This is a genomic window from Cytobacillus sp. FSL W7-1323 (genome assembly GCF_038595015.1).
GTDB classification, from domain to species: Bacteria; Bacillota; Bacilli; order Bacillales; family Cytobacillaceae; genus Cytobacillus; species Cytobacillus kochii.
Genome location: NZ_CP151998.1, coordinates 3,639,580 through 3,662,500 on the forward strand (window position 1 = coordinate 3,639,580; position 22,921 = coordinate 3,662,500).

Annotated in this window: 39 protein-coding genes and 1 pseudogene; 10 read left to right on the forward strand and 30 right to left on the reverse strand. The window is 34.9% G+C overall.

From position 1 onward, the window contains the following. Nucleotides 1-13 precede the first annotated feature (13 nt). The 8 genes from MKX67_RS18385 to MKX67_RS18420 all read right to left on the reverse strand — a co-directional run bounded on the left by MKX67_RS18385 (nt 14) and on the right by MKX67_RS18420 (nt 3,549). Complete coding sequence (locus tag MKX67_RS18385; RefSeq protein ID WP_342488550.1) at nt 14-241, reverse strand: helix-turn-helix domain-containing protein; 228 nt, start codon at nt 239-241, stop codon at nt 14-16. Between the two features lie 236 nt (nt 242-477). Next, the gene (locus MKX67_RS18390) at nt 478-636 is read right to left on the reverse strand and encodes a hypothetical protein (protein ID WP_342488551.1); all 159 of its coding nucleotides are present in this window, start codon (nt 634-636) and stop codon (nt 478-480) included. Between the two features lie 145 nt (nt 637-781). Then, nucleotides 782-1,312, reverse strand: a complete 531-nt coding sequence (locus tag MKX67_RS18395) for a hypothetical protein (RefSeq protein WP_342488552.1) — start codon at nt 1,310-1,312, stop codon at nt 782-784. A gap of 95 nt (nt 1,313-1,407) precedes the next feature. Beyond that, complete coding sequence (locus tag MKX67_RS18400; protein ID WP_342488553.1) at nt 1,408-1,665, reverse strand: hypothetical protein; 258 nt, start codon at nt 1,663-1,665, stop codon at nt 1,408-1,410. A 28-nt stretch (nt 1,666-1,693) separates the two neighbouring features. Beyond that, on the reverse strand, nt 1,694-1,837 hold the full coding sequence (locus tag MKX67_RS18405; protein ID WP_157733841.1) for a hypothetical protein: 144 nt from the start codon (nt 1,835-1,837) through the stop codon (nt 1,694-1,696). A 137-nt stretch (nt 1,838-1,974) separates the two neighbouring features. Then, nucleotides 1,975-2,442 (reverse strand): sigma-70 family RNA polymerase sigma factor, encoded by a 468-nt coding sequence (locus MKX67_RS18410; protein ID WP_095371164.1) that lies wholly within the window; start codon nt 2,440-2,442, stop codon nt 1,975-1,977. Between the two features lie 73 nt (nt 2,443-2,515). Beyond that, entirely contained in the window at nt 2,516-3,034 is a 519-nt protein-coding gene (locus MKX67_RS18415) for a hypothetical protein (protein ID WP_322910554.1), read from the reverse strand. Between the two features lie 215 nt (nt 3,035-3,249). Then, nucleotides 3,250-3,549 carry a hypothetical protein gene (locus MKX67_RS18420; RefSeq protein WP_322910555.1) on the reverse strand — a complete coding sequence of 100 codons (300 nt, stop codon included), beginning with the start codon at nt 3,547-3,549 and terminating at the stop codon, nt 3,250-3,252. Between the two features lie 400 nt (nt 3,550-3,949). Between MKX67_RS18420 and MKX67_RS18425 the strand changes: the two genes are divergently transcribed. Further along, complete coding sequence (locus tag MKX67_RS18425) at nt 3,950-4,099, forward strand: hypothetical protein (RefSeq protein ID WP_322910556.1); 150 nt, start codon at nt 3,950-3,952, stop codon at nt 4,097-4,099. A gap of 111 nt (nt 4,100-4,210) precedes the next feature. Here MKX67_RS18425 and MKX67_RS18430 read toward each other — a convergent pair whose 3' ends face one another. From MKX67_RS18430 to MKX67_RS18520, 19 genes and pseudogenes are all read right to left on the reverse strand, one after another. Further along, on the reverse strand, nt 4,211-4,456 hold the full coding sequence (locus tag MKX67_RS18430; RefSeq protein WP_342488554.1) for a hypothetical protein: 246 nt from the start codon (nt 4,454-4,456) through the stop codon (nt 4,211-4,213). Nucleotides 4,457-5,618: 1,162 nt separating this feature from the next. Continuing rightward, a complete protein-coding gene (locus MKX67_RS18435) occupies nt 5,619-5,996 on the reverse strand; it encodes a YopX family protein (RefSeq protein WP_342488555.1) in 378 nt (125 codons plus the stop codon). A 42-nt stretch (nt 5,997-6,038) separates the two neighbouring features. Next, entirely contained in the window at nt 6,039-6,221 is a 183-nt protein-coding gene (locus tag MKX67_RS18440; RefSeq protein ID WP_328199940.1) for a hypothetical protein, read from the reverse strand. A gap of 2 nt (nt 6,222-6,223) precedes the next feature. Beyond that, nucleotides 6,224-6,598 (reverse strand): annotated as a pseudogene (locus MKX67_RS18445) (DUF1064 domain-containing protein); the annotation flags it as partial. Next, a complete protein-coding gene (locus MKX67_RS18450) occupies nt 6,598-7,086 on the reverse strand; it encodes a dUTP diphosphatase (protein WP_342488556.1) in 489 nt (162 codons plus the stop codon). The pseudogene MKX67_RS18445 and the gene MKX67_RS18450, both read right to left, overlap by 1 nt. Beyond that, complete coding sequence (locus MKX67_RS18455; RefSeq protein ID WP_328199942.1) at nt 7,086-7,298, reverse strand: hypothetical protein; 213 nt, start codon at nt 7,296-7,298, stop codon at nt 7,086-7,088. The genes MKX67_RS18450 and MKX67_RS18455 overlap by 1 nt, the downstream gene beginning before the upstream one ends. A 90-nt stretch (nt 7,299-7,388) precedes the next feature. After that, nucleotides 7,389-7,631, reverse strand: coding sequence for a hypothetical protein (locus tag MKX67_RS18460; protein ID WP_342488557.1), 243 nt, complete (start codon nt 7,629-7,631; stop codon nt 7,389-7,391). After that, nucleotides 7,621-7,854: a hypothetical protein gene (locus MKX67_RS18465; protein ID WP_342488558.1), complete on the reverse strand. Its 234-nt coding sequence runs from the start codon at nt 7,852-7,854 to the stop codon at nt 7,621-7,623. The genes MKX67_RS18460 and MKX67_RS18465 overlap by 11 nt, the downstream gene beginning before the upstream one ends. After that, nucleotides 7,851-8,078: a hypothetical protein gene (locus MKX67_RS18470; protein ID WP_342488559.1), complete on the reverse strand. Its 228-nt coding sequence runs from the start codon at nt 8,076-8,078 to the stop codon at nt 7,851-7,853. Before MKX67_RS18470 ends, MKX67_RS18465 begins: the two co-directional genes overlap by 4 nt. 64 nt (nt 8,079-8,142) lie before the next feature. Beyond that, nucleotides 8,143-8,373 (reverse strand): hypothetical protein, encoded by a 231-nt coding sequence (locus tag MKX67_RS18475; RefSeq protein ID WP_342488560.1) that lies wholly within the window; start codon nt 8,371-8,373, stop codon nt 8,143-8,145. A 1-nt stretch (nt 8,374) separates the two neighbouring features. Further along, a complete protein-coding gene (locus MKX67_RS18480; RefSeq protein WP_342489289.1) occupies nt 8,375-9,154 on the reverse strand; it encodes a DnaA/Hda family protein in 780 nt (259 codons plus the stop codon). After that, nucleotides 9,126-9,932 (reverse strand): DnaD domain protein, encoded by an 807-nt coding sequence (locus tag MKX67_RS18485; RefSeq protein WP_342488561.1) that lies wholly within the window; start codon nt 9,930-9,932, stop codon nt 9,126-9,128. The genes MKX67_RS18480 and MKX67_RS18485 overlap by 29 nt, the downstream gene beginning before the upstream one ends. A gap of 167 nt (nt 9,933-10,099) precedes the next feature. Further along, the gene (locus MKX67_RS18490; RefSeq protein WP_342488562.1) at nt 10,100-10,915 is read right to left on the reverse strand and encodes a recombinase RecT; all 816 of its coding nucleotides are present in this window, start codon (nt 10,913-10,915) and stop codon (nt 10,100-10,102) included. A gap of 2 nt (nt 10,916-10,917) precedes the next feature. Beyond that, entirely contained in the window at nt 10,918-11,862 is a 945-nt protein-coding gene (locus tag MKX67_RS18495; RefSeq protein ID WP_342488563.1) for a lambda-exonuclease family protein, read from the reverse strand. 93 nt (nt 11,863-11,955) lie between these two features. Then, a complete protein-coding gene (locus MKX67_RS18500; protein ID WP_341092042.1) occupies nt 11,956-12,159 on the reverse strand; it encodes a hypothetical protein in 204 nt (67 codons plus the stop codon). A gap of 407 nt (nt 12,160-12,566) precedes the next feature. Next, nucleotides 12,567-12,812, reverse strand: coding sequence for a helix-turn-helix transcriptional regulator (locus tag MKX67_RS18505; RefSeq protein ID WP_342488564.1), 246 nt, complete (start codon nt 12,810-12,812; stop codon nt 12,567-12,569). Nucleotides 12,813-13,003: 191 nt separating this feature from the next. Then, nucleotides 13,004-13,810 carry a phage regulatory protein/antirepressor Ant gene (locus MKX67_RS18510; protein ID WP_342488565.1) on the reverse strand — a complete coding sequence of 269 codons (807 nt, stop codon included), beginning with the start codon at nt 13,808-13,810 and terminating at the stop codon, nt 13,004-13,006. Then, nucleotides 13,811-13,999 carry a helix-turn-helix domain-containing protein gene (locus MKX67_RS18515; RefSeq protein ID WP_342488566.1) on the reverse strand — a complete coding sequence of 63 codons (189 nt, stop codon included), beginning with the start codon at nt 13,997-13,999 and terminating at the stop codon, nt 13,811-13,813. Further along, nucleotides 13,962-14,159, reverse strand: a complete 198-nt coding sequence (locus MKX67_RS18520; RefSeq protein WP_342488567.1) for a hypothetical protein — start codon at nt 14,157-14,159, stop codon at nt 13,962-13,964. The genes MKX67_RS18515 and MKX67_RS18520 overlap by 38 nt, the downstream gene beginning before the upstream one ends. A 62-nt stretch (nt 14,160-14,221) precedes the next feature. On the opposite strand from MKX67_RS18520, the gene MKX67_RS18525 reads away from it, so the two are divergent. Beyond that, nucleotides 14,222-14,350 (forward strand): hypothetical protein, encoded by a 129-nt coding sequence (locus MKX67_RS18525; RefSeq protein ID WP_342488568.1) that lies wholly within the window; start codon nt 14,222-14,224, stop codon nt 14,348-14,350. Here the strand turns inward: MKX67_RS18525 and MKX67_RS18530 are convergent. Together MKX67_RS18530 and MKX67_RS18535 are read right to left on the reverse strand one after the other, a co-directional pair. Beyond that, complete coding sequence (locus MKX67_RS18530) at nt 14,337-14,540, reverse strand: hypothetical protein (protein ID WP_342488569.1); 204 nt, start codon at nt 14,538-14,540, stop codon at nt 14,337-14,339. The two genes, MKX67_RS18525 and MKX67_RS18530, sit on opposite strands and share 14 nt — an antisense overlap. A 13-nt stretch (nt 14,541-14,553) precedes the next feature. Beyond that, nucleotides 14,554-14,778, reverse strand: a complete 225-nt coding sequence (locus MKX67_RS18535) for a helix-turn-helix transcriptional regulator (RefSeq protein ID WP_342488570.1) — start codon at nt 14,776-14,778, stop codon at nt 14,554-14,556. 171 nt (nt 14,779-14,949) lie between these two features. Between MKX67_RS18535 and MKX67_RS18540 the strand changes: the two genes are divergently transcribed. The 7 genes from MKX67_RS18540 (at nt 14,950) to MKX67_RS18570 (ending at nt 20,864) form a co-directional block, all read left to right on the forward strand. After that, nucleotides 14,950-15,387 (forward strand): helix-turn-helix transcriptional regulator, encoded by a 438-nt coding sequence (locus MKX67_RS18540; RefSeq protein ID WP_342488571.1) that lies wholly within the window; start codon nt 14,950-14,952, stop codon nt 15,385-15,387. Nucleotides 15,388-15,404: 17 nt separating this feature from the next. After that, a complete protein-coding gene (locus tag MKX67_RS18545; protein ID WP_342488572.1) occupies nt 15,405-15,839 on the forward strand; it encodes an ImmA/IrrE family metallo-endopeptidase in 435 nt (144 codons plus the stop codon). Between the two features lie 68 nt (nt 15,840-15,907). Next, entirely contained in the window at nt 15,908-16,495 is a 588-nt protein-coding gene (locus tag MKX67_RS18550; RefSeq protein ID WP_342488573.1) for a PH domain-containing protein, read from the forward strand. A 78-nt stretch (nt 16,496-16,573) separates the two neighbouring features. Further along, a complete protein-coding gene (locus MKX67_RS18555) occupies nt 16,574-17,767 on the forward strand; it encodes a site-specific integrase (RefSeq protein WP_342488574.1) in 1,194 nt (397 codons plus the stop codon). 737 nt (nt 17,768-18,504) lie between these two features. Beyond that, nucleotides 18,505-18,975 carry a DinB family protein gene (locus MKX67_RS18560; protein ID WP_307318072.1) on the forward strand — a complete coding sequence of 157 codons (471 nt, stop codon included), beginning with the start codon at nt 18,505-18,507 and terminating at the stop codon, nt 18,973-18,975. A 297-nt stretch (nt 18,976-19,272) separates the two neighbouring features. Beyond that, on the forward strand, nt 19,273-19,773 hold the full coding sequence (locus MKX67_RS18565; protein WP_328197457.1) for an SRPBCC domain-containing protein: 501 nt from the start codon (nt 19,273-19,275) through the stop codon (nt 19,771-19,773). 566 nt (nt 19,774-20,339) lie between these two features. Next, nucleotides 20,340-20,864: a GNAT family protein gene (locus tag MKX67_RS18570; protein WP_328197455.1), complete on the forward strand. Its 525-nt coding sequence runs from the start codon at nt 20,340-20,342 to the stop codon at nt 20,862-20,864. Between the two features lie 132 nt (nt 20,865-20,996). On the opposite strand, the gene MKX67_RS18575 is transcribed toward MKX67_RS18570, so the two are convergent. Further along, nucleotides 20,997-21,866, reverse strand: coding sequence for an SDR family oxidoreductase (locus tag MKX67_RS18575; protein ID WP_342488575.1), 870 nt, complete (start codon nt 21,864-21,866; stop codon nt 20,997-20,999). A gap of 138 nt (nt 21,867-22,004) precedes the next feature. Here MKX67_RS18575 and MKX67_RS18580 point away from each other — a divergent pair, with 138 nt between their 5' ends. Then, the gene (locus tag MKX67_RS18580; protein WP_307318079.1) at nt 22,005-22,388 is read left to right on the forward strand and encodes a helix-turn-helix domain-containing protein; all 384 of its coding nucleotides are present in this window, start codon (nt 22,005-22,007) and stop codon (nt 22,386-22,388) included. Nucleotides 22,389-22,921: the final 533 nt, after the last annotated feature.

The following is a 22,921-nucleotide window of genomic DNA, read 5'->3' on the forward strand; positions in this document are numbered from 1 at the left end:
AGAAAGCACCCAATTATTTTTTGGATGCTTTCTTTTCCATATAGCTAATTATATCGGATTTTAGAAACAATCTTTCACGACTCGTCTGTTTAACTGGTACAATAGTTTTCCAGTCAACAAGTTGCTTGATGTTCTGCCTAGAGCAATCTAACATTTCAGCAACTTCTCTGGTTGTTAATAATTCAGATTCAATAAATCTTTTGAACTCATCTACACTTTTAAAATTATAATCATTCTTCACGCCTAATCCTCCAGATTAGATATAGATTATATACAGAAACCGCGAATGCTACAAAGGATAAAACCAATGATGTTAAATCCATCCAATGAAGATTCGATAAATCCAATGTTAACAAATTAAAAGCGAACAAAATGATAATCATGATGAAAAACCAATCAGTTTTTTTCATAAAAGTAAGTGAACATGGTATAATGTTTTTATAAGAGGAAGGAAGGTAACTCCCTTCCTCCTATAGGTTATTTGCGGCGTTTCTTTCGACGGGAGCGCCGTTTTTTGTTTTTCTTCTTTTTCTCTTTCAAGTCACTTTTATTTTTTACTGTTGCTACTATCGCGGCGTATGTAGTGACTATCATCATAACCAACCTTAGCACTCTCTCCACTTCATCCATGTTCACTTGTTTTCCCCTCCTTTCTATACTCTAATTATATCAATTATATTTACAACCGTCAATATTAAAATAGATATTTTTTCATTTTTTTCTATTTATTTCAACAAAAAAGCACCCTCGAAAGAATGCCTCTTCAATTTCAAACAGTATTTTACTTTTTCACACTTGACTCAAGTGATGATAAAGCTTGTTCTACTCTTTGCTTTTGGTCTGAAAAATAGAGAATGTTATTACTTTCAATTGCCAAAAACCTTATTATCTCCAATACCGGTGAAACAACACAATCTAAAGAACCTATAATTGAATATCCATTTGCTCCAAAATGAGAAAAGTCATTTCGGTATTCGTTTAGTCTTTTTATTGCCTTTTCCTGATAATTCGTTAGTTTAAGGGCTTTTCCATTAACAACCTGTATTAGCTCTGGATCTTGACATAAATCTAATATCTCCATTAAATTCAACAGGTGCCATTTATTAGTCTTCTTATTGGTGTTTTTAAGTATTCTTTCTATAGGATTAGTACCACCTACACTATTCACAGCGAAGCCATACAGAGCACCATGCAAGCTAATACAAACCCATTTAAATCTATGTGAAAAATTATTATCTTTATGGTAAATAGCAGCTTGCTCTAAAAAGTCTATAGCGTTTTCTAATTGATCAGACATATAAACTTCTTCCAAAATTATTATCTCCCTTTATTTTGGACTTCTATTCGACAAATTAATACGTTTCCCTACTTTGAAGGTCAAATATTATCTAGGAAAAAGCATGCTTATTAAATTCTTTCTATTTCATAAATCTTCGTTTTGGTTTGTGGTAGTAATTGAGTTCTATAGCCATTATCAGTTAACTTATGAATGTATTTCTCCTTTATATCAATTACTTTGTATTTAATCTGATTATCATCAGTTAAATGAATGTTATTACTTAAAATTATCGCTCTATAATCTAGCATAAATAAATAAATCTGCCTAGAAGTATATTCCGAGTTCAATATCAATTCCTTTGGTACTTCATCTGCATAATATGACATCAGTGACCACCACCGCCTAGATCTTTCATCATTTCAAAAGCCCCCTTCGTTTTTTAATAGGAATGGAATAACACACATCACAAACGCCATCATTGTCATGGTACTCATTATAATCTGTGATTACTGCCTCACATTTAGAACAAATCCACAATCCTTGTTTCACCTGTTCCATATGCAATCCTCCCCTTTTAATAACATAATTCGCCATAAAACGGGGTAAATCCTCCTATAAAATCACCGAAAGGTGAGCAACGCACAAAAATAGAGGAAGCAGCTTGTTTAACTGCCTCCCCTGTCCTGCCTTCCATTTTAGCATGCCGATTTTTCGTGTTTCAACAAATGCACAAAGTGGCTTTTTTGGCTCAAATGGTTCAATATGGTTTCTTTGGCTTTTTTGACCTGATTTCTAGATATACACAGATGATAAGATATCTCTCGGAATGACATGCCATCTAGGATGCAATCATAAATGACTTTGTCGCGCTCATCTTCCAATAATTCGGCAGCAAACTCAATCACATATACTTTCTCTCTAAGTCGCTCAAGTCTGTTATATAAACGTTCCTCACGTAAATCCATGTTATTTAACTCTGCTTGGCTTTTTCCAGAACTTCCTTTTGGCAAAGTTGCCTCTATCCCATATTGAGCAACACCCCAACTTTTCATAGGTGTAGAATATCCAAATAGTACTTTTTCAAGGCGCTCCACTTCTTTTTTCATCCAATGATAATCTTTTAACAACGATTCGATTCTTTTAATGCTGGCAGCTTCTTTCATACAGGAACCCCCTATGTTAAAATATAATTGGGTGCCGGGGATTCCTGGTCATGTCTCTGCATTGCAGGGACTTTTAATTTGCAAAAGGGAGAAGTTTTTTTCTTCCTTCTTTAGCTGCTAGCGAAGCATCTTCTACAGTTCTGTGATAACCGAAATAATAAACCTTCCCTCTATATTTGACAGTAGCTCTCCATTTTTTCTTATCTTTATCCCAAGTGACGCCTCTAGCACCAGATGTGTTATTTTTTTGAACCCTTGTATTTTGGTTGTTTTCGGACAAGGTTACTATTCTCAAATTATTTCTTTTATTGTTTAAAGTGTTCCTGTCTACGTGGTCCACAAATCTATCTGTTGGTGCGTCCATAATATATCTATGCATGCCGATCAAAGCAGGTTTCCCCTCTTTGTTTTTTGTGTTGCCCATCACATAATAGGATTCTGTCTTTTTGTTGTAATTTACAAACCAACTACCTGGGAAACTATCTACTTTTTCCAGATCAGAAGTATCAATAAATGTGTTGAACACATCACCGTTTCTACGTTTTATGAAGATGACGGTGGTCTCGCCAAGTGTCTCATATCTATTCTTCATTTAATCAACCCCTCTATATGAGCTATTTTCTTCTTTTGTTAAATTATTTATTTTTCATGCATACTTTTATTAATTATGGATAAATTATTATTGGGTAAGGAATTAAAAATCTTCCGCAGTGCCTACTTAGGTATATTTTCTTACCCACTTCCATAATATGGTCACACGATTAGAGAGAGCTTGGATGGGCTCTTTCTTTTCGTAGTAAACTTTCTCTATCTTGTGTTTACTTGTTTATCTTTAGATAGCATCTTTTGTTTAGATTTCTCTAATGCATCAATAACAACATCTATACTTTCAATTTTTGTAAAGAGCATCCGTACTGGTGTTTCTTCTACACTCATAACTTTATCTTCACCGTACTCATGATAAGCACCAATTTCATTTCTCTTCTCGTTATTCCAAAACAACACGGTACCGACTGTATCATCAGATTGCAAAAGTCCTGCAGCCACTTCAATATCACCATATCCAAATTCCAATTGCTTTGTTTTATCAATATCAACTATTGGCATAATTGTCCTCCTCTAATGTAATTTCATTCCACTTAATCAAATCTTCCCTAACCCCCTGAGCAGGACTCTCTGCGAAAAAGAGAAAGGTCAACTGGTCAAGGTGCGTAATATCTTGAACTGTGAATCTATTACCCTCGTGGATCAGCGTGCTGCCTATTGTGTAATTCATTGAAATTAACTCCTCCTACCTTTTGTTTCTTAATCATCATCTTCAACTAGAATTTTTGCTGCTTCCCATTCTGCGCCACATGATGAACAAACCCTATCGCCTTCCACTGTAGTTGGAAAATAACAATATCGACATTCCCAATGCATCCTCTTCCCCTCCTAATCAACTAATTATCCTTCGTATAAATTCTTCTTATTTAGAAAAGATAAATTTAGAAGGAGGTGTAATTTTATGTTAAAAAATGATTCTGTATTAGGACTTGGTGTATTAGCTGTCCTTCTAACAACAATATATACTGCAATATTAGCTTCCCAATTAACGGCTACAAAAAACAAAGTTGATTACCTGTACTATAAAGGCAAATTAAATAATACCGAATAAACACTTATTAGTTGTTCTAAAAGCCTTCTTTATACAAAAGTAGGCTTTCTATATTGTCCTACTCCTTTCAATTGCTAAACTGATCTATCATTTAGTTGCTTTAATTTACTATTAAACAATTATTGCTTTAATAATTGGTTTCTCTAAATCAACATCATACAAATTCTCATCTAATACATCTAAAGAATCACTGTTTAAGAGGTCGTATGATTTATATGAATAAATCTTTGATGGTATAGGTAATCCTGTCTCCTTGCCAATTAAAGCATCATCGCAGTAGCACACAGGTAAATCACCATGTTCATCCAATTGTGATTCCAAGTGTTCAATCAGTTGCTTTAGGTATACTTGTTCCATCTCTATTCCTCCTTAATTAACTCCCTGCTTATCGTGTAAATTAAAATTGCCTACATACTTTTACTAATTGTGGATATGCTAATTATTGGACAAGGCTAAAATTCTCAAATGGCCATATAAGAATTCCTTGTCGTACGCAAACTCCATATTTTATAATTTCACTAAATGTTTTTCTTACTTCAGACGAACCTTCCTAGCTTTTTTATGAATAGGCTAAAGAGCTATAGGTTAGATTATTATTATCCTTTGTTGGAGGTATAGTCTATATGCTAACTCATATTTTTTTATGGTCCATGTTAATTTTGCCTTGGTTTATTCTCCTTTTATTAGATACCAAAAGGGTGAAGTCCTTCATTCCAGGTGGATTAGTGAGTGCCTTGCTTTTGACAATATTATTTCAGCTATATCAAAGATATAATCTGGTTGAAGTTGTTGAAACAATTTTCCCTTTAACTAATACAACACCTTTCATCTATGGAATATACATAGTCTTACCCACAATATTTTTATACTTTACATTCGGTAACTTTTGGCTTTATATCACCCTTAACACTATAAGCGATGCAATCTTTTCTTTTGGAATAATGAACCTTTATGAATATTTCGGGATTTATAAAATGGATGATCACTTTCATATTGTAATTTTTATTAATTGTATTATCTGCGCTTCGTTAATTTACTTATTTCAAAAGTGGCAGTATATCGATCCATATAATTGAAAAGGTGTAAAGAATTCTTCAGAGTCAGTCGGCTCTTTTTTACCTAATCTATCTTGTGTTGCATAACCTCTAATTATTAAGAAATACTATATACACTGATTTTTTGAAGGAGATGATTATCCTACTTTACTTAAATGAAGCTATTATTGTATTGTTGGTTCTCGTATTATTTTCAGCTCCGTTTTCACTATTCTTTTTTAAAAAAATTCATTATGGCGTAGTCATAGCAACCATGTACGTAAATATTATTTTTATAATGTTTATTTTTGGATTTCTTGTAAACCTCTAACTGTTTTTTCTTAATTAATTCAAAAGGTGATTAAAACACCCAATCATTAAACCGAAATTCACATAGTATATAATGGATACGATGGATTTCTCTTTTTTTATCATTTCTTCGAAGAGCCACTGCCTGGGCTCTTCTTTTTACTTTTCGTGATTGATTAACTCTGGATTTTCGTACCGTAAATTTCGCCGATGACTTCGATGTATTGATGTCTGTTGAAAAACTCATGTGCATTCCAATTGCCGAACATATAACAGCCATTCAAGAATGTAACTTCATTTTTTGTTTCGTACCCGGCATAACTAATAGCTTTCAGTATATCCCCCTCGTAAATCTCCTTGCCGTTCTTATCTTTTAACCCTGTGTACTGGCGTAAAATCACATCACCGTACTTTCCATCTAAAGAAAAATGACACCAATCTCCTTGCTCACCATCAAAATTTCCTACAACCGATTTGTCATTAAAATTTATTGAAATTGGAGTAAAGTGTTCTCCTGTTGGCTTATAAATTGCATCAAACTTTATCTCACGCATGTTCATTCCTCCATTTATTTTTTAAGTGAACATAATACAAAATCAGTAATCTAGCCCTTTCACCTCATAAGCCCCGGCACTGGGGAAAATAACCCCATGCCGTTTGCTATATGGATTTTCATTTCTAATCTGCTGCTTCGATATGCCTTCCTCGTAGATGACAACAACCTGGAGCTTTTCTCGATCAAGGCTAACTGCATTCGTTTCTACGATTCTTCTAGCCATTAACTTACCTCCACGAATCCCCTATCTCGGTCATATTTTAGTAATTTAATTGAATCCATGTATTTACGCTCGAACAGTTTTCTTTTTATTGAAAATTCTTTGGTGACTGTTCCTTTTATATCAATGATCTCGATTGTTCCGTCTAATTTTTCTACTTCAAAATCTGCAACATATTCAATCTTTTTGTAGGTCTTTCCGTTCTTCTTAAAGCCCTCTTGGAGAAGGTATCTCGGTTGCATCTTAAACCCTTTAATCTGTTTAGCTTGCAGCAACCATTTTAATTGGCCGTAATACATTGCTTCTGCTTTGCTATCAAACTTATGTCCATCGACAACTTGCTTATGGTTGCCGTACTTGTTGTATTTTCTTGCTCCCATCAATAACCCTCGCTTTGTCTCTCGTGGTTAATGACATCTTTCACATAGAATGCTTCTTCGATTTGTTCAAAGGAGAAGCCAATCATTTCACCAAGACCGATATATTCAGAGAGTAGCTCGATAAAGGTAATTGAACTCTTCGTCTTATCCAACTTTGATACGAGAGCGAAAATGTATCTGAACTGTGTTGCTATTGGCCGCTTCTTATCTGCTCCGGACAACAAGTAAATCATGTCAAAATCCTCAAAGAATATTTCGTGACCGATATCCAGAATGAAATGAAGTCCGTCAGCATATTCCACTAACGCGTCTTGAAGGTTGTTCTCTTTATGCGCCCAAAACTTGAATACTTCTGGAAGTTCATTCGCACATTCCCCTAGCTCCACTTGAAGAGCCAGAATAAGCTCTCCAAAACGGTCATCACCTTTATAATCAATTCTGTTTCTAAATGCCTTTTGCGCCTCGTACATTGCGATTAAATCTAACATTAACCTTCCACCCTTCTTAATTTAGCCATCCAAACTGACGAATAATTATGTCCAGCAAATACATGACGATTGTAGCTATCACGATCAAATGTCTTACCTTGCTTTGAGAACTCAGTTAGAGGAAAAATGATCTCGCATCCTCTTTTCACATGGTCCTGAATTGCCTTTTCAGCTTCATATTTCCTTGCACGACGAATGATTATATCTTGCATAGGTTAACCCTCCTATTAATCTCATTAAGAGCTTCTAGGGCTAATTCTGTGTGTCGTGATATGTAATATAACTGCCCTAGTGTCGCTTTTCTAAAATCCAAGGGTAAGACCTCCAATTCTTCTGAAAATCCTATCCTCTTTTGCTAAATGAATGAGCGCCAACAATATATCATCTGGATCCCTATTAAACTTTCCAGCAATAACTCTAACGTCTAGACCAATCTTCCATAGGCGAGCAACTTCTTCTAATTCATCCTCATCCCATAAAAAATCCAAATCCTCTAAAACAATGATTCTTTTTTGCCTTTGTTTTGTTGCGTTTTTAAGAACCATCACGCTCACCTGCTTCAAAATACTTCTCACCGATTGCCTTGCGAATCCGCTCCAAGGTTTTCGGTCCTATACCTGGCGTTTTTTCTAACTCAAGAAATTTTTCGCGGAAAAATGATGTTGTCTTAGCAATACCTTTCAGTTCTCCCATATCCTCACCTAACGCAAAGCCCTCAGTTCTGCCTTGTTCATAAGCCTTTTGAATAACGGGGTTACGTTTCTTCATGACGACATGTACTTCTCTGCATAGCATTTCCTACATGGTCCATCGATAAAGTATCCGTTAGGTTTCTTACACTCTGGACAAACCTTAGCCATGGTATGCCATTGATAACCGCATTTTATATCATCACATTCCATTAACACTAATTTTCCTGCCGGAGCGAGTAGGTATCCTTTTGTTTTACATTGCGGACATTTTAAAACTGGTTTCACATTTTGAATGGTCATTTCATATTCCTCCTTAGAACCAAGCATTACTGCTGGTCTCTGAATCTATTTACAGGTCATATGTTTAAGCACCCATAGAAATCAAATGGTTTTTTATAAGTATTTTATTGTCATCCTTCACAATCACGGCTTGTTCATATTGATTATAGAAATCGCCTTGAGTATGGAATCTACTAAGAGCTTCATTTTGCTCATCTGAGGAGTAGCAAACTGTTTTAGCTGTATTTACTCCACCAGTTCTCCAAAGAATCACTGAGTGTGGCGCTGGGCCGTTGAAACCAATAAGATTTATCATCCTATTCACCTGCCAATCTATGATTTAATTCATTTCGATTGCCCTTAATCACGACTGTGTAACCCTTACTCATTTCTTTAATTCGAGAACCAAGCCCCTCATCGATATCCAGAAGATCATCAATAGTCTTTTCAGAAGAAATGAGTAGAGGTTTAAAATTTAAGTATCTGTAATTTATGACTGCAAACATTTGCTCAATTTGAAAATCTGTAGGGAACGACCGACCTTTAAATAAATCATCTATGTAGAGAGCATCTACACGTTTCATTTTGTTGAGTTTTTCTTCTAGGAGAGCAAAATCATCTTTCAAATCGTTAAAGCCCTCTACGAAAGGAAAATACATTACTCTAACCTGTTTTTTTAGAATCAAATTGTTAGTCAGCGCAGTTAGAAGGTGTGTTTTGCCTGAACCAGGCTGTCCTAGTAAACAAATGCTATTCTGTCGCTCGTCTTTAATAGACTCATAGTCTTTGTAATAATCGATGGCGCAATCATAAGCTTCTCTGATTAGCTGAGGTTTGCCCTCAGTGACAAACCCTCTGAATGTGACTCGTTTAAATTCATCGGTGAGCTCACTAATCTTCAACAGATGCCTAGATTGCCTTTTCTTAGCGCAGGAACAGTCAAAGATTGTTTCGTTAAATTTAAGCTCCCCATTTGGCCATGAACGTTGGTTCCCATCTAAATCAAGGTCAGGAATGTTTTTTAGGATAAAGCCCTTATCCTTACACTCAGGACAATCGTATTCTGGCTCACATGCGACCGACCCTTTCTGTTCCATTTTGGCTCTTAGATTGCTGAGCACGTCCTCTACGGACTTTGCTGGAATGGCCATGATTATCACTTCCTTTTTCGAATTCTAGATCTGCAGCATTTACATCACCAATTGTTTTAATATTTTTCCTAGACCAACCCTTTAAGATACCTTCTGCATAACTCCAAGGCTTCTGAGCTTTTAGTGCTCGTTTCATAGATTCAATTACAAGTTCCGACCCTATATCATTTATCCATTCAACAATATTCTGAGAGATAAATGGAGTTAGTACTCCGAAATTCTGCTGATAAAAATCAGAAACAAGTTGATACGATTGTTCATTCATTTGGTTGCTATCTACATCTACTACATTCTCAGTAGAAGTCTTAGTGAAATCTAAGGTATTGGTGTGATCATTTTGACCACTTCCATTTGTCCAATTTGACCACTCCGTGTGTTCATTTTGAACACATCGTGTGTTCACTGTTTTATCTAGTTCCTGATAATCAATTGAATACCAAACAGTTTTATCAAAACCAGCTTTATTATAGTTGCCTGTAATCAATACACCCTTATTCTTTAAAGATGTTATAGTCCGCCTCAGTGTACTAACAGACCAGAAAGGGAATTGCTCTAATAGCTCATTTAAGGTGTTGTACACCCAATAGCGTCCGTCTCTTAAGTTGTTTTTCTTGTTAATCCAATAATGTATTTGTTGTAATAGAATCGCTTCATTTAGTCCCACCTGAACAGCAAGCTCTGGCAATACAATCAGTGGTCTTTCATCTAAAAGTAGTTTCGTCATAGGACACCTCTTATTACCTATTAATCTCACAAACTGCAAATCGCTTAGTTATTCGTTTTACGGTATAATCCGGGTACTTTCGCATATAATTTAGTACAAGCATTTTCAACTGTTCTTTGTCCTGCGCCTGCTCGAAAATCCAAGCAGGCAGGACTACGTTTGTTTGGTTATTCATTTACATCAAACTCAATATCTATATCTGCACTAGGTTTCTCTTCTGACGGTACAGCATCGATAATATCTGGTTGATCTACTTCTTCAGTGATATCCTTCATTTCTGGTACTTGTTCATCTTTTGAAACGGCTGTCTGCATTTCAACGGACAAAATACCCCATTTAGAAAGCATGTTTCTTAAAACGGTTTTTTTAGCCATCGCATCAAAGTCCTTTTTCCATCCAAAATCACTTTTAGAGAATTTCTTTTTATGGACTTCAATTTCTCCCCTAGTCCAGTAGACGGTTTTCTCAAACCCATTGATCAACTTGAAATAACCGCAATAACCAATAACTTTGTCACTTGTGGCACCATCGAGATTAAGCTCCAATTCTTCGGTTAGACGATTCCACTTAACTAACTCTCCTTCTCTTACCTCGATGACGTTAATTCCTTTATATTGACCTGTACGGAGGGCTAACTGGATATAACCCTTATAACCAAGTTGAAATTGTGCTTTTCCACTGTATGGAACTATCCAGGCATATCCTAGGTTTTTATCAACAGGTAAATCTAAAGTTGCTGCAACCATCGCAGAGGTAACTACTGTCATCGGATCAGTTTTTTGTAGGTAAGAATCTCCGTTATAGAGGTTCAAAAGTGATGACATAAACTGAGGAGCCTTTTTGTCAAGCACATCCTCGAATTTCTTTTTCATTGTTGGTGCATTTAATAACCCTTTAAGTCCCAACGCTTGCGGAGCAACCTTTTGAGGGACTGTATCCTGTTTACTAGCAATTTGGTTTTTTAATGCTGCATTCGTTGCCATAATTAGTTCAACTCCTTAATGCCAAAACGGCGTGATGTAGATGGTTTGATTACTTCTTTGTAGATGTCAGGGAATTTTTCTTTTAATGCCTTTGTATCTACTCGATTAGAGACGACATTTTTCCAAGTAATGATATGAGTATCTACAAGGCCCACCTCTGCATCTTTCAACTCGGCTTTAATCTTGTTCTCAATATCCTTTTTAGCTGTTTGAATGAGCTTCTCATCGTTCTTGATTTGCTCATAACTGATAAGCATTTCCTTATAATTAGAAGGTAGAACAATCTCTTTCCCCTCTTCTGCTTTGTTGTATTTCTCTTTGAGGTACTGTTCAGCTGCACTTGAACCATCTAATTCTGGCGGAACAAAGCCAAGTACATGTTTCTCCCAAAAATTAACCTCTGCATCAATAATCATCTGAATTAATTCATCGTCTCGCTGGATCTCTTTCCAAGTGAAGTGATTTCCACCGATTAGAACTGCGATATATGCTTTCTCTTTACCAGTTACAGCTAGATAATGCTGCACTTGTACGAGATACGCAGCAGGGATTTCTTCTCCCTCCCATTCAGCTTTTAAATACGCACTAGCAGTCTTGCACTCTAGAAGGGCAGACTCTTTCATGACTTCCCGGTCAATGTTGGCTTTGATAAAGTGGTGATCTGGATGAGAAAACATGAAGTTGCGGCGGCGTACCTTTTTCTCAGTTCGCTTCTCAAATTCCTTAGCAACCACTTCTTCCATTTCATTGCCCCAGTATGCTGCTTCGCTACTAATTTCAGTCAGTTCGACTTGACCTGTTTTTTCTAACCACAGCTCAAAAGCTGTTTTGTATTTGTTTAGTCCAAGGATAATACTTGCATCACTACCGCCAATTCCTTTGGAACGTTCTTGTAACCATTCAAAACGGCTCATATCTTTAGTTGATATTGCATTGCTAACTGCCATTTGATATCCTCCCTTTACTGTTATCAAAGCTATGTGCTAAAATAACGTTAATATTGTTGTGTTATTGGCTCCTGTTGCTCGCAGGAGCCTTTTTTATGCGCTTTTGAACTCAAATCCAAGTACCTCGCATAAATACCGTTGAAGATTGCCCTCCAAGATAATCTCACCGTCATATTCAACGATTTCATCACCTTCGAGAATCTCTTCTCCAAAGTAGTCAATCCCGGCATGCTCTGGCTGTGCAACCAAATTCGGATAGCCTGTCCTTCGTAACTGTGTAACCTCAGGATGCTCCATCAATCAACCCTCCTTCAGATTTGTGAATTTGACACACCAGTCAATTTTCACGCCATCCTCTTGGAGTCTCTTAATCAATGCTTCAAGCGTGATTTTCTTACTCAAATGGCTCACTCCTTTCTGTTCGATTGTCAATGATCATGGCGCTTTATTCGCACCGTGCAGAGCCAAAGTAAGGGGATGGGTGGGATTGGTAGATATACTTTGACACTGCACGGTGGGAACAAAAGTTCTTGTTTCCACACCGTATGAATGATATAATTAAGTTGGTTATTTCATATGAGTCGTTGAGTAGTGAGCCTGGCCGTTCACTGCTCTTTTTTGTTTTTACTATTTAAATCTCCAAACATAACTCCTAAGAAAAATGCGATAAATGTAAACATGATTGTAAGAATCACCATATCCATTCACATCGCCCTCCTATCTATATCTAATATTTCTGTATCATTTCCTCCGCTAAGAATAGCTAGTAATGTATCTGGAGGAGTATTCGTAACCTGCCCCCATCTAATGGCATCTGATATTTTTAACTCCATTTTATTGTTTTCAATTTTCGAAATACTACTACGAGGCATATGCATGCGTTCCGCCAATTCCTCTTGAGACAATCCTCTAATCTGGCGATATCGCTTTAACAGCGAACCATATTGCAAGAAGATCACCTCCCTCCAAATGTTCGAAATTAGAACATTTTGTTCTAAAATGTGTACAGAAAATTTGAGAGAGTTGAAATATAATAGATTGTGAAGGAACACATCCGGTTTTTGCCTGGCAGCTTCGCCGGATGGTTTCTGACTCAAGAAATTTTTCGAGGCGGTATGTAGCGATGAATGGTTGGCCCCATTCATCGTTTACTACCACTAACTAACTTAAGCTGTTTATCTACTTGGATATCCATTACTGGATAAATCTCTTTTGCTTTTAGAATGTTGTAGATAAAGAGCCTTCCTTTTTGTGTCCATTGCGTATTCATGACTACTTTTGTCGTTCCATCACTTCTCAGCACATCAGTGGTTTTGGATTTCGTATATCCTTCTGACTTGTACTTGGTGTATAAAATCCACTGGCCATTGATCTTGTACTGGATACCTGATTCATGAAGAATCTTATTGAACTTCTGAGCTGACATTCCGTAATCAGCAGCAATTTGAGTGATTGTGACGGAATCTGTAGATGAAAGAATTTGATCCAAATAAGTGATTTTCGGTTCGTATTCCGCAACACGTTGACCCAACATAAGATTTTCAGTGTATAGTTGCTCTCTCTCCTCTTCTTTTTCGATGAGCATGAAGAGCGCTTCTTTGTATGTTGATGGGAGGTTGAATGGTTGAGCGAGTTGTTGTTCCATTTTCTCGAACTGAGTTACGTATGTTGCTGTGAAAAGCACTCCTTTTTCACCAGTCATTTTATTGGCTACCATGTCGCAACCTTTTCGAGTGAGTAAAAAACAAGGTTTATTTCTGTTTAGTGAATCTTTATAAGTACTTTCTACAAAGAAATTAGTTGGGCGGAAATCTCCGCTTATCAAATGCTTGATATATCCTCTGATATTTTCAAGTAAATCCTTATGTTGCCTTCCTACCATTTCAGCAACTTCACGACTATCGACTAATAACTGGCCGTTTTGATTAATAATTTGCAAATTGTTCATTTACATTGCCTCCAAACTTTTTTGTTCTTGTTCTCGCATCCAAGCATCAATTGTTTCAACCGAGAAGAATATTCTGCGGCGAACTCTTAGATGCGGTATTTGCTTTTCTCTAACCATGGTGTAGATGGTGTCTATACATACACCAATATAATCAGCTACCTCCTGAGCAGTAAGTGTTTTGCGGTTCAACTTTTTCACCACCATTCGGTTCAGTATTTTCTAACAATGAAACTACTTCTAAGAGTTTTGATAAAACCAAATCATTGGATTCACCATTCTCGATGTGTAAGGCCGCTAGAAGGATGTTGTACTTGATTTCAGCCCAGATTGCTTTTTCGGTAAAGTTCATGGTGCTCCTCCTTAGTTCCATGCTCCTTAAATCGATTTCAATAATTGAAAGGAGGTGGTGGAATGGTTAATAAAAAGCAAACATCAAAGTCAGTTGCTAAAAAAGCTAGCAAAATCCTTAAAGATAACCGATATAGCAAAACTTCAAAAAGCGTAGCAGCAAGTGCCTTATCACAAACTAAGAAGAAATAACTGTAAAGTTAGAATTCTTTAACTTCAGAGAAACGATTATTGTTGAATTAATATAAATTGTGAATGTGTCAGTTTTCACGCCAATGAAGTCATCTGGCACATTCTCGTTTATCCAAGAAGGAACTTCTTTGAATAACTCGACTTGTTCATATTGATCTCCGGTTACTAGGACGAATCGTTTAATTTTCAAATTGGACCTCCTTCTAGGCAGTGACTCTTTTAAGTTCCTTTAAGGAACATTCTTTTTCAAAAAAAAGAGTCCAACGAAAACCCAATGTTCTGGAAATCTTTTTTGCAACTTCAACACTCGGAGTTTTATTCCCTTTTTCAATATGAGTATAAAAACTCCTAGATATATCACATAACTTAGCGACTTCTTCTTGTGTTAATTTCCTTTGAAGGCGCAGTTGTTTTAACCAGTTTCTCATTATTTTCACCTCCAAATGTTCTTATTAGTAACTTTATAATTCGATTATATGTTCCTTAAAGAAACATGTCAATATATTTATTAAAAAAGTTTCACTTATAGGAACATCGCTTTAAAGTTTCTTAAAGTAACATTATAATGAATTTAAGATAGATAGAAATGAAGTGGTGTAATGAATGTCTTAGGAAAAAGACTAAAAACATTAAGAGAAGAAAAGAAAAAAGAGAATAGTAAATATACTCAAAGCTATTTCGCTGATTTAGTCGGTGTTGCTAGAACTACATATACTGCTTATGAGAATGGCACAAAGCAACCCCCGATGGAAACAGTAAACAAACTTGCTGATGTTTTTAAGGTTACTACTGACTATCTTTATGGTAGATCTAACTCGAGAGAACATACTGCAAAAGAAGAAAAAGACATTGCTAAAAGACTTGAAGAATTTAAGAAAGATCTCACAGAGCAAGATGGACTTAGTTTTATGGGAGAACCAATGAGTGAAGAAGCTATTGAATCACTAACCGACGCCATGGAACACATATTTAGACAAACACAAAGAATTAATAAAAAGTACATCCCTAAAAAGTATAGAGATAAAGAGAACGATTAGGAATGTGAGGCGTTGTTGTGAATTGGATAAAAAGTGAAGTAGAAGTTTTGATAAATAAACAAAAGACCTGTGACCCATTCGAGTTAGCTGAGCGAAAGCATATACATATTATCGAATGGGATTTGCATCATGAAATTAAAGGTTTCTATAAATATGATAGAAAAAATAAGTACATTGTTATTAACAGTAAATTGAGTCATTTAGAAAAAAGGTTCACCTGTACTCATGAATTAGGTCACTCAGAACTACACCCCAGAGTTAATACACCCTTTTTAAGAGAAAAAACATTATTTTCATCAGAAAGAATAGAAGTTGAAGCAAATATGTTTGCTGTTTCATTTCTTCTAAACCGTTGTCATTTTTCGGAATACACTGATATAAAACATGTTTGTATGGAGTATGGCATACCTATTGAACTATCAGACATGGTAAAAAATTTAATAGATAAATAGGTAAAAAGACGCGTGAAAATTGTAGTTCAATTTTCTTTTTATTGGAATAACTGAAAGGTGGTCAAATAATGGGCTTGTTTTCTAAAGAATCCCCAGAAGATCAAAAAGCATTTTATAGTCTCCTGAATAAATGGACAGATAGCATTGTTAATGAAAAAACTAAAGGTGAATTTGCTGGAACCAAAACATCTATGTTATACACTGAGAGAAGTATTTTGAATGGTACCGAAAAAGTATTAGCTTTTATCGAAGCAGACTACTATAAAAAGGAAAGTTCTAAAATTGCTGGAGTATTACTAATTACAGATCAGCGTTTACTCTATGCACATAAGGATAGAAAAAGTCAATTTAAACAAGAATGGAAAATAAACAAGATTAATGGAATAAAAGAAAGTGGCTTTCCGTTAAAAAGTAACGAATTTCAATTAGACATTGGAAAATCCAAAATAGTATTTAGTCGTATCAGAAAAAAGGATCGATATAAACATTTTATCCAAACACTTCAAGAAATTATTAATAATCCATCGCTGAATGAGAAATCAGTAAAAAAAGATAACAAATACACTTTACTTGAGCAAATTTCAGATTTAAAAACTAAAGGCATCCTAACCGAAGAAGAATTCCAGCAGGAAAAAGAAAAGATTTTAAATAGTTAACCACTCTGTTCAAAAGACAGAGTTTCTTTTTAAGCAAAAATCGAACATATATTCTTAAAAGGAGGTTGAATTTTATTTATGGCATATATCGAAAAACGGGGAGAAAGTTCCTTTCTATTAAGGGTTGAAGCAGGCTATGACTCAAAAGGAAAAAGAATTAGGCGATCAAAAACGATTCGCATAGATGATAAAGCATTACTAAAAACTAAAAGAAAACTTAATGATTACTTAGAAATGGAATACCATAAATTCAAATCTGAAGTTCATTCTGGTAATTATATTTCACCTGAAAAAATGACTTTATCAAACTTCATTAATGTTTGGAAGACGAAATATGCAGAAAAAGAGTTAGCTGAAACAAGTATTTCTAACCACCTTTTTCATATTAAAAATCATATACTCAAATCAATTGGTCATATGAGTTTAGATAAGATAAAGCCAATTCATATATTGAATACTTTAGATAATTTGCAAAGAGTTGACGGAAGTGACAAACCGTTATCTGATCGCACAAAGCAAGATGTCTACTTGACACTTAGAAATATTTTTGAACGATCTGTTGAATGGAAATTTATTAACGAGAACCCAGTTAAATCTATAAAGAAGCCCCGAAATTCAAATGGTAATAGTGAAGTTTTAGTTTTTAGCGAAGATGAAGTTCATGAGTTATTTTTAGCTGTAAAAGATGAGCCGATACATTGGAGATTATTCCTCACTCTTGTTCTTGCGGGGGGCTTAAGACGTAGTGAGTGCTTAGGTTTAGAATGGACTAGAGTGAATATCAAAGAGCAAACTATAGATATCAAAGAAGTTATTACAAAGGGAAGAAAAGGCGCTGTAATAAAAGAACCAAAAACAAAAAAATCTAAAAGATTGATATCCTTACCTGAATCAGTAATAAAAGAATTAGCTGAGTACCAACTACATTGGAAAAAGGAAAAACTGAAAATGGGTGAACTATGGACAGAAGAAAAGCGCGAATGGCTATTTTGTAATGAATACGGTAATCACTTTTATCCTGATACACCAACAACTTGGTGGCGCAGGTTTATAAATAGGGTTGGTATACGATATATACGATTACATGACCTAAGACATACTTCAGCAACCCTTTTAATAAATCAAGGTGTACATGCAAAAATAATATCTGAGAGGTTGGGTCATTCTGACATTCGAGTGACAATGAATACTTATGGTCATGTATTGAGACATGCAGATCAAGAAGCAGCCAATAAGTTAGATGATCTATTCTCGAATAAAAAATCTGTATAGGCTTATGACCACTGTTGCCATTTTGTTGCCCAACACTCTCAATTTCTAATAAAATTCATCATTTTTAATCCTAGTTATATCCTAATAAAGACTGATATAAATGGCTTTAAAACGAGTTAATTATAACTCACCAAACTGTGTACTGTGCACTGGCAGCGATGAGGTCAGGGGTTCGAGCCCCCTATTCTCCATACCAAGAAGCCTTGATTTATCAGGGCTTCTTTTATTTTTGTCTAATTATCCTCCCCCACTACAAACCTCATTCAACACCTTTAGAAGCATCACATAAATTGTATAAGCACATAATCAAGTGCAAACATTCTGAAAACAGGGGTTGCCATTAAAGTACATGCTGTAAACCCAGAAGATGAAGATGTTATTAGAGAGGAGCAGGGTTGGACAGAAAATGAATCGGTTCCATAAGTTACTAACTCGATTATAAAGATCCTGAATATACTCACCTTAACAATTGTTTCTCCTGCTTCTGCTGCAGGTGAAGTAAAACCACAAGAATGCACTAAATGGTATTGTCATATTCCATGGTAATTCTGTACCTCATTTGACTGAATAAGGCTAGTAAGTCCGTTGTTAAATGCAGCTCCTGTGCCTTATTCTCTTATTCTTCCACTTACTTCTACATCACTCCTCTAATCTTGTTTTTTAAATGCTCAACTAATCCTCTTTAACACGAACGTTTATTCGTGTATATTAAAGATATAATTTTCAAGGAGGATATTATGAACTCAGTTAATTTAATTATTTTAAACTTCAACGAAATTAGAAGAAGAAGTATTAAGGTCTGGACATCTATTCCTCAAGATAAGCTAGAATGGAAGCCTGATGATGAAGCCTTGACATGCCTAGAAATGATTAGGCATGTGTTAGAAAGCGAACATTATTATCACCTAGCAATTAAAAATAGAAGGAGTTTGTCCAAATTCAATTCTCCATTCGAAAATCGTCCTTTCACTTCTGTAAATGCAGAATTGGATTTTGCTGAACCATATAGACAGCAATTTATAAATACAATTAAATCATTTTCAGAAGAAGACCTATTTAATATAAAAATTGACCGTTCCGATGCAGGTTACATACGAGATTTAGGTGACATGCTATTACGAATTGCTTATCATGAATCTGTTCATACCGGTCAGTTATTGGATTACTTAAGATCAGCAGGAATACCTAGAATCCATATATGGGATTAAGTCTCATTGGTGTTATCAACAACTCGCTGATACGTATGGTGTAGAGAATGAATACAAATTGATGGCTACAAAGTCTTTGAAAATTGGCTGAAATGATAACTTCTTGATATCCTGCTTTCATTCTGACGTTCTCAAGAAAAAGTATCGAGATTTAACCATTGATGGTTTTGTAATATTATCCAATATTGGTTATACTATTTTTTTGAAAGGCCACTTTCGTATATAAGAGCAACGTTTCAAGTAGTAAAGACGTAAGAATGAATCAAAAGAATAATAATCGTTGAGAGGATGGTTCAGATGGCAAAAACATCAATAACAACCCTTAATATGAAACGCAAATTTAATGTTCCAGCAGAAAAAGTATTTGACGCGTGGACTAAAGCAGACACGATTAAGAAATGGATGTTCACCATGGAACATACAAATAAAGTGGCAAAGAGTAATCCTCGTGTAGGTGGAACATGGGAAGTTGTGGATCATCGGGATGGGAAAGATTATCGAGCTATTGGAGAATACAAATTGGTTGAACCACCAGCGAAACTTGTTTTCACATTCAAAATGCCTCAATTTAGTGATTTAGAAGACGACATTACAGTGGAAATCGAATCGCTTGAATCTGGCTGTGAAATGATTTTCACACAAGAAATTAACGTAATCCATGAAAAAGATTGGACTACTGCAGATATTCAAAAAGCACATGAAGATTGGAAAAAAGAGACCGAACAAGGTTGGCATTATATGTTCTTAGGTTTGAAGGAATTAGTAGAAACAGGAAAAATTACATATCCATCATTTTAATAAAAATAAAAGCTAACAGAGGTTTTACTTAATCTAAAAGAACTGTAAAAGGTGTCTAGAATTACGGAGTAGCAATTTTTGGGGTCATAAGGTTGTAAAAAGAGCAGGAAATTTCCATTTGTAAAATAAGGTATTAAAAGTCCCAACTGTATAATTGGTGTTGGGACTTTCATTTATTGAGCCAGTTTCAATGGCTAGAGGTGCTTTAGTTAAAAAGCCCCCTCCATTAAGAAGGGCTTATTTTTATTCAGAAACTTCTTCCTCATTGCATCTTTTTAAATTTCTTGTTTCTAAACATTAGTATTTTTATCGATGTAAACAATAATTGATGCAACAATATAATTACATCTTAAAGATGAGAATGTATCCCAACATCTTTGAAGCACTCCTATTATAAATGTACTTATTTAAGAAGTTTATGAAAGGTTTTACTTAAAGAAACTAAGACTTTAGTTGAAGAAGATATTCATTTAGTATGGTGAAATATGTATTCAATGTAAGATATAAAAGGAGGCTAGATACTGTAAGAAATGTTTGTAGAATAAAAGCAAGGGGGAAGAACTAACTTGAAAATCACAACAGAAAGACTACTAATCAGACCTTTTAAGCGTAATGATTTACAGGATGTATTTGCTATTTATAATAATGATGATACTTGTAAGTTCTTATTACATGAGAAGTGGACTGACGAAGATATGAATAAAAGGTTTGATAAAAAGTTAGCAAACTGTGCACTCACTAAAGAATCCATGTTAAGTTTGGCAGTTATATACAAGAATAAAGTAGTTGGTGATTTATCCGTATGGTATACAGAAATGAAAGATACTGTTGAGATTGGTTATAGTTTTTCAAATGAAGTTGCTGGTAGAGGTTTGGCAACAGAAGCAGTAAGTAGTTTGGTCTATAAATTATTTGATGAATTTAATGTACATCGTATACAGGCTAATCTAGATGCACGAAATATAGCTTCACAAAAATTATGTGAAAGAATTGGTATGAGAAAGGAAGCACATTTCATACAAGATTTTTGGAATAAAAATGAATGGACAGATAGTATTGTGTATGGCATGTTAACTTCCGATTTGAAGTAACTGACTTATTAATTTGTATTAATGGTGACTTATGTTAAAAAGCCCTTCCAACTGGAAAGGCTTTTTAACATAAGTGCAAGTTCATTTAGTGGTATAAAATTTTTGTTTGTTTTTGCAGAAAATTTAATTGACCTATTTAGTAGTTATTAATAATTTTATAAGAGCTTGCCTCAATGATGTAGCAGGACGTTTTAATAAGAATTCCAAATCGGAATGTGAGGATTCTAAGCCACCTTCACGTATCCCTTTTTGAGTCATTACCAACATAGGGTGGTAAGCTTCTGGTACTCCGGCATCTTTTAACATTTTTTCAAAAGAAGCATCGTCTACTGCTACTAAAGGAATTTCCTTACCTGTTACTTGATTTAATATATCAACAAATTGCTGGTGTGTTAAATTTTCACCAGAAAGTTCATAAATGTTATTTTCATGACCATCTTCTACTAAAATATTTGCAGCTGCTTCAGCTAAATCTGGTCGGTATACCCAACCGATTTTCCCCTCACCTGCAGAAGTTACCCAAGAGGCACCATCCATACAACCTTGGATTGTATTAAGCTCATTTTCTATATACCAGTTGTTACGTAGAATTACATAAGGGATACCTGATTCAATAATAGCTATTTCACGTGCTCTATGAAGAACTGCTAGGAAGAAATCATTTTCTTCTGATCTAGTAACACTTGGATAAATAATTTGTTTTACGTTTGTTTCTTTGGCAGCTTCAACTGCATTTAAATGTTGTCGCATAACCGTTTCATAATCACCAAATGTTGATATAACAAATACTCGATCTATATCTTTAAATGCAGTAATTAGGGTATCTTTCTTTTCAAAATCCGCTACTCGCACTTCCAGGCCTTTTTTCTTATAACCCATTGCTTTTTGAGACTTGTCGTCACGTACACCAACAACTACTTCTTCTACTGATAATTTGTCAAGTAAATATTCTACAACTTTAGAACCTAAATTTCCAGTTGCCCCAGTTATTAAAACTTTCATAGAAACTCCTCCACTATGGTGTATTTTTGATTTTTAATTCTAATATCTATACTATTTGTTATATAGGATTTATGTAAGTAGGCACATTTTAATAACATAGTCATAAAAATAGCACCTAGAGAAAAAGGAGGTTTTATTATGGCACGTTTTAGTTATCAAGATGAATCAATCACTGAGGAAATACAACAAGAAATCTGTCCATTAACAGTCACCCAAAATGCAATTGCGGGCAGATGGAAAATCGTGATTTTATGGCATTTAAGCCAAAATAATATCATTAGGTTTAATGAATTATTGAGAATGTTACCTGGAATATCAAAAGGAATCTTAACTAGACAATTGAGAGAACTTGAAGAGGACAACCTAGTACACAGAGAAGTTTATAAAGTTGTACCACCAAAAGTAGAATATTCATTAACCGAACAGGGGCGAAAATTTATACCTATTTTAGAAGCAATGCAAACCTGGGGTAAAGATTTGCTAAATAAAAAAATAGAGATGAATGAAAAATCTAAGTATTAATGAACTCTTACTAACTTACGAAAGAACTAAACCAGGCTACCATATAAAAAACAGCACCTAGTATTGTTTATTTAACAATATCTAAATACTAGTTAAAGGTGTTTAAAATTTGTACGAACAATATGAGGGTAGCCCTCAATATCAAGAGGGCTCTCTTAAAATATTCACTCATAAAAGCTGATCAAACCGATTTCTTCGGTTTTTTTCATTCATTTAAGTTCCTTAACATCCTATAAAAACATCCTCCTATAATAGTAAGAATAATAAGTACCAACCATTAAATCTCTAACCTTCTATCAAATACCGTATTACAAGTAGACAATCTAATTCTTTGTTAATTTTAGAAAAGCATTGATTTTCATCTAATTTTTACGTTAAACGTTCTGAATGATTGTAGCTTATTTGGTTTTTCTATCTCTTCTATATCTATTCCTCCCTTTCGGAGAACGTATTCGATTGGAGAAGTTACAGATATGCACCTACCGACAATCTCCAATTCAATAAACTTAATAATTCTTTAATAAAGCTCATAC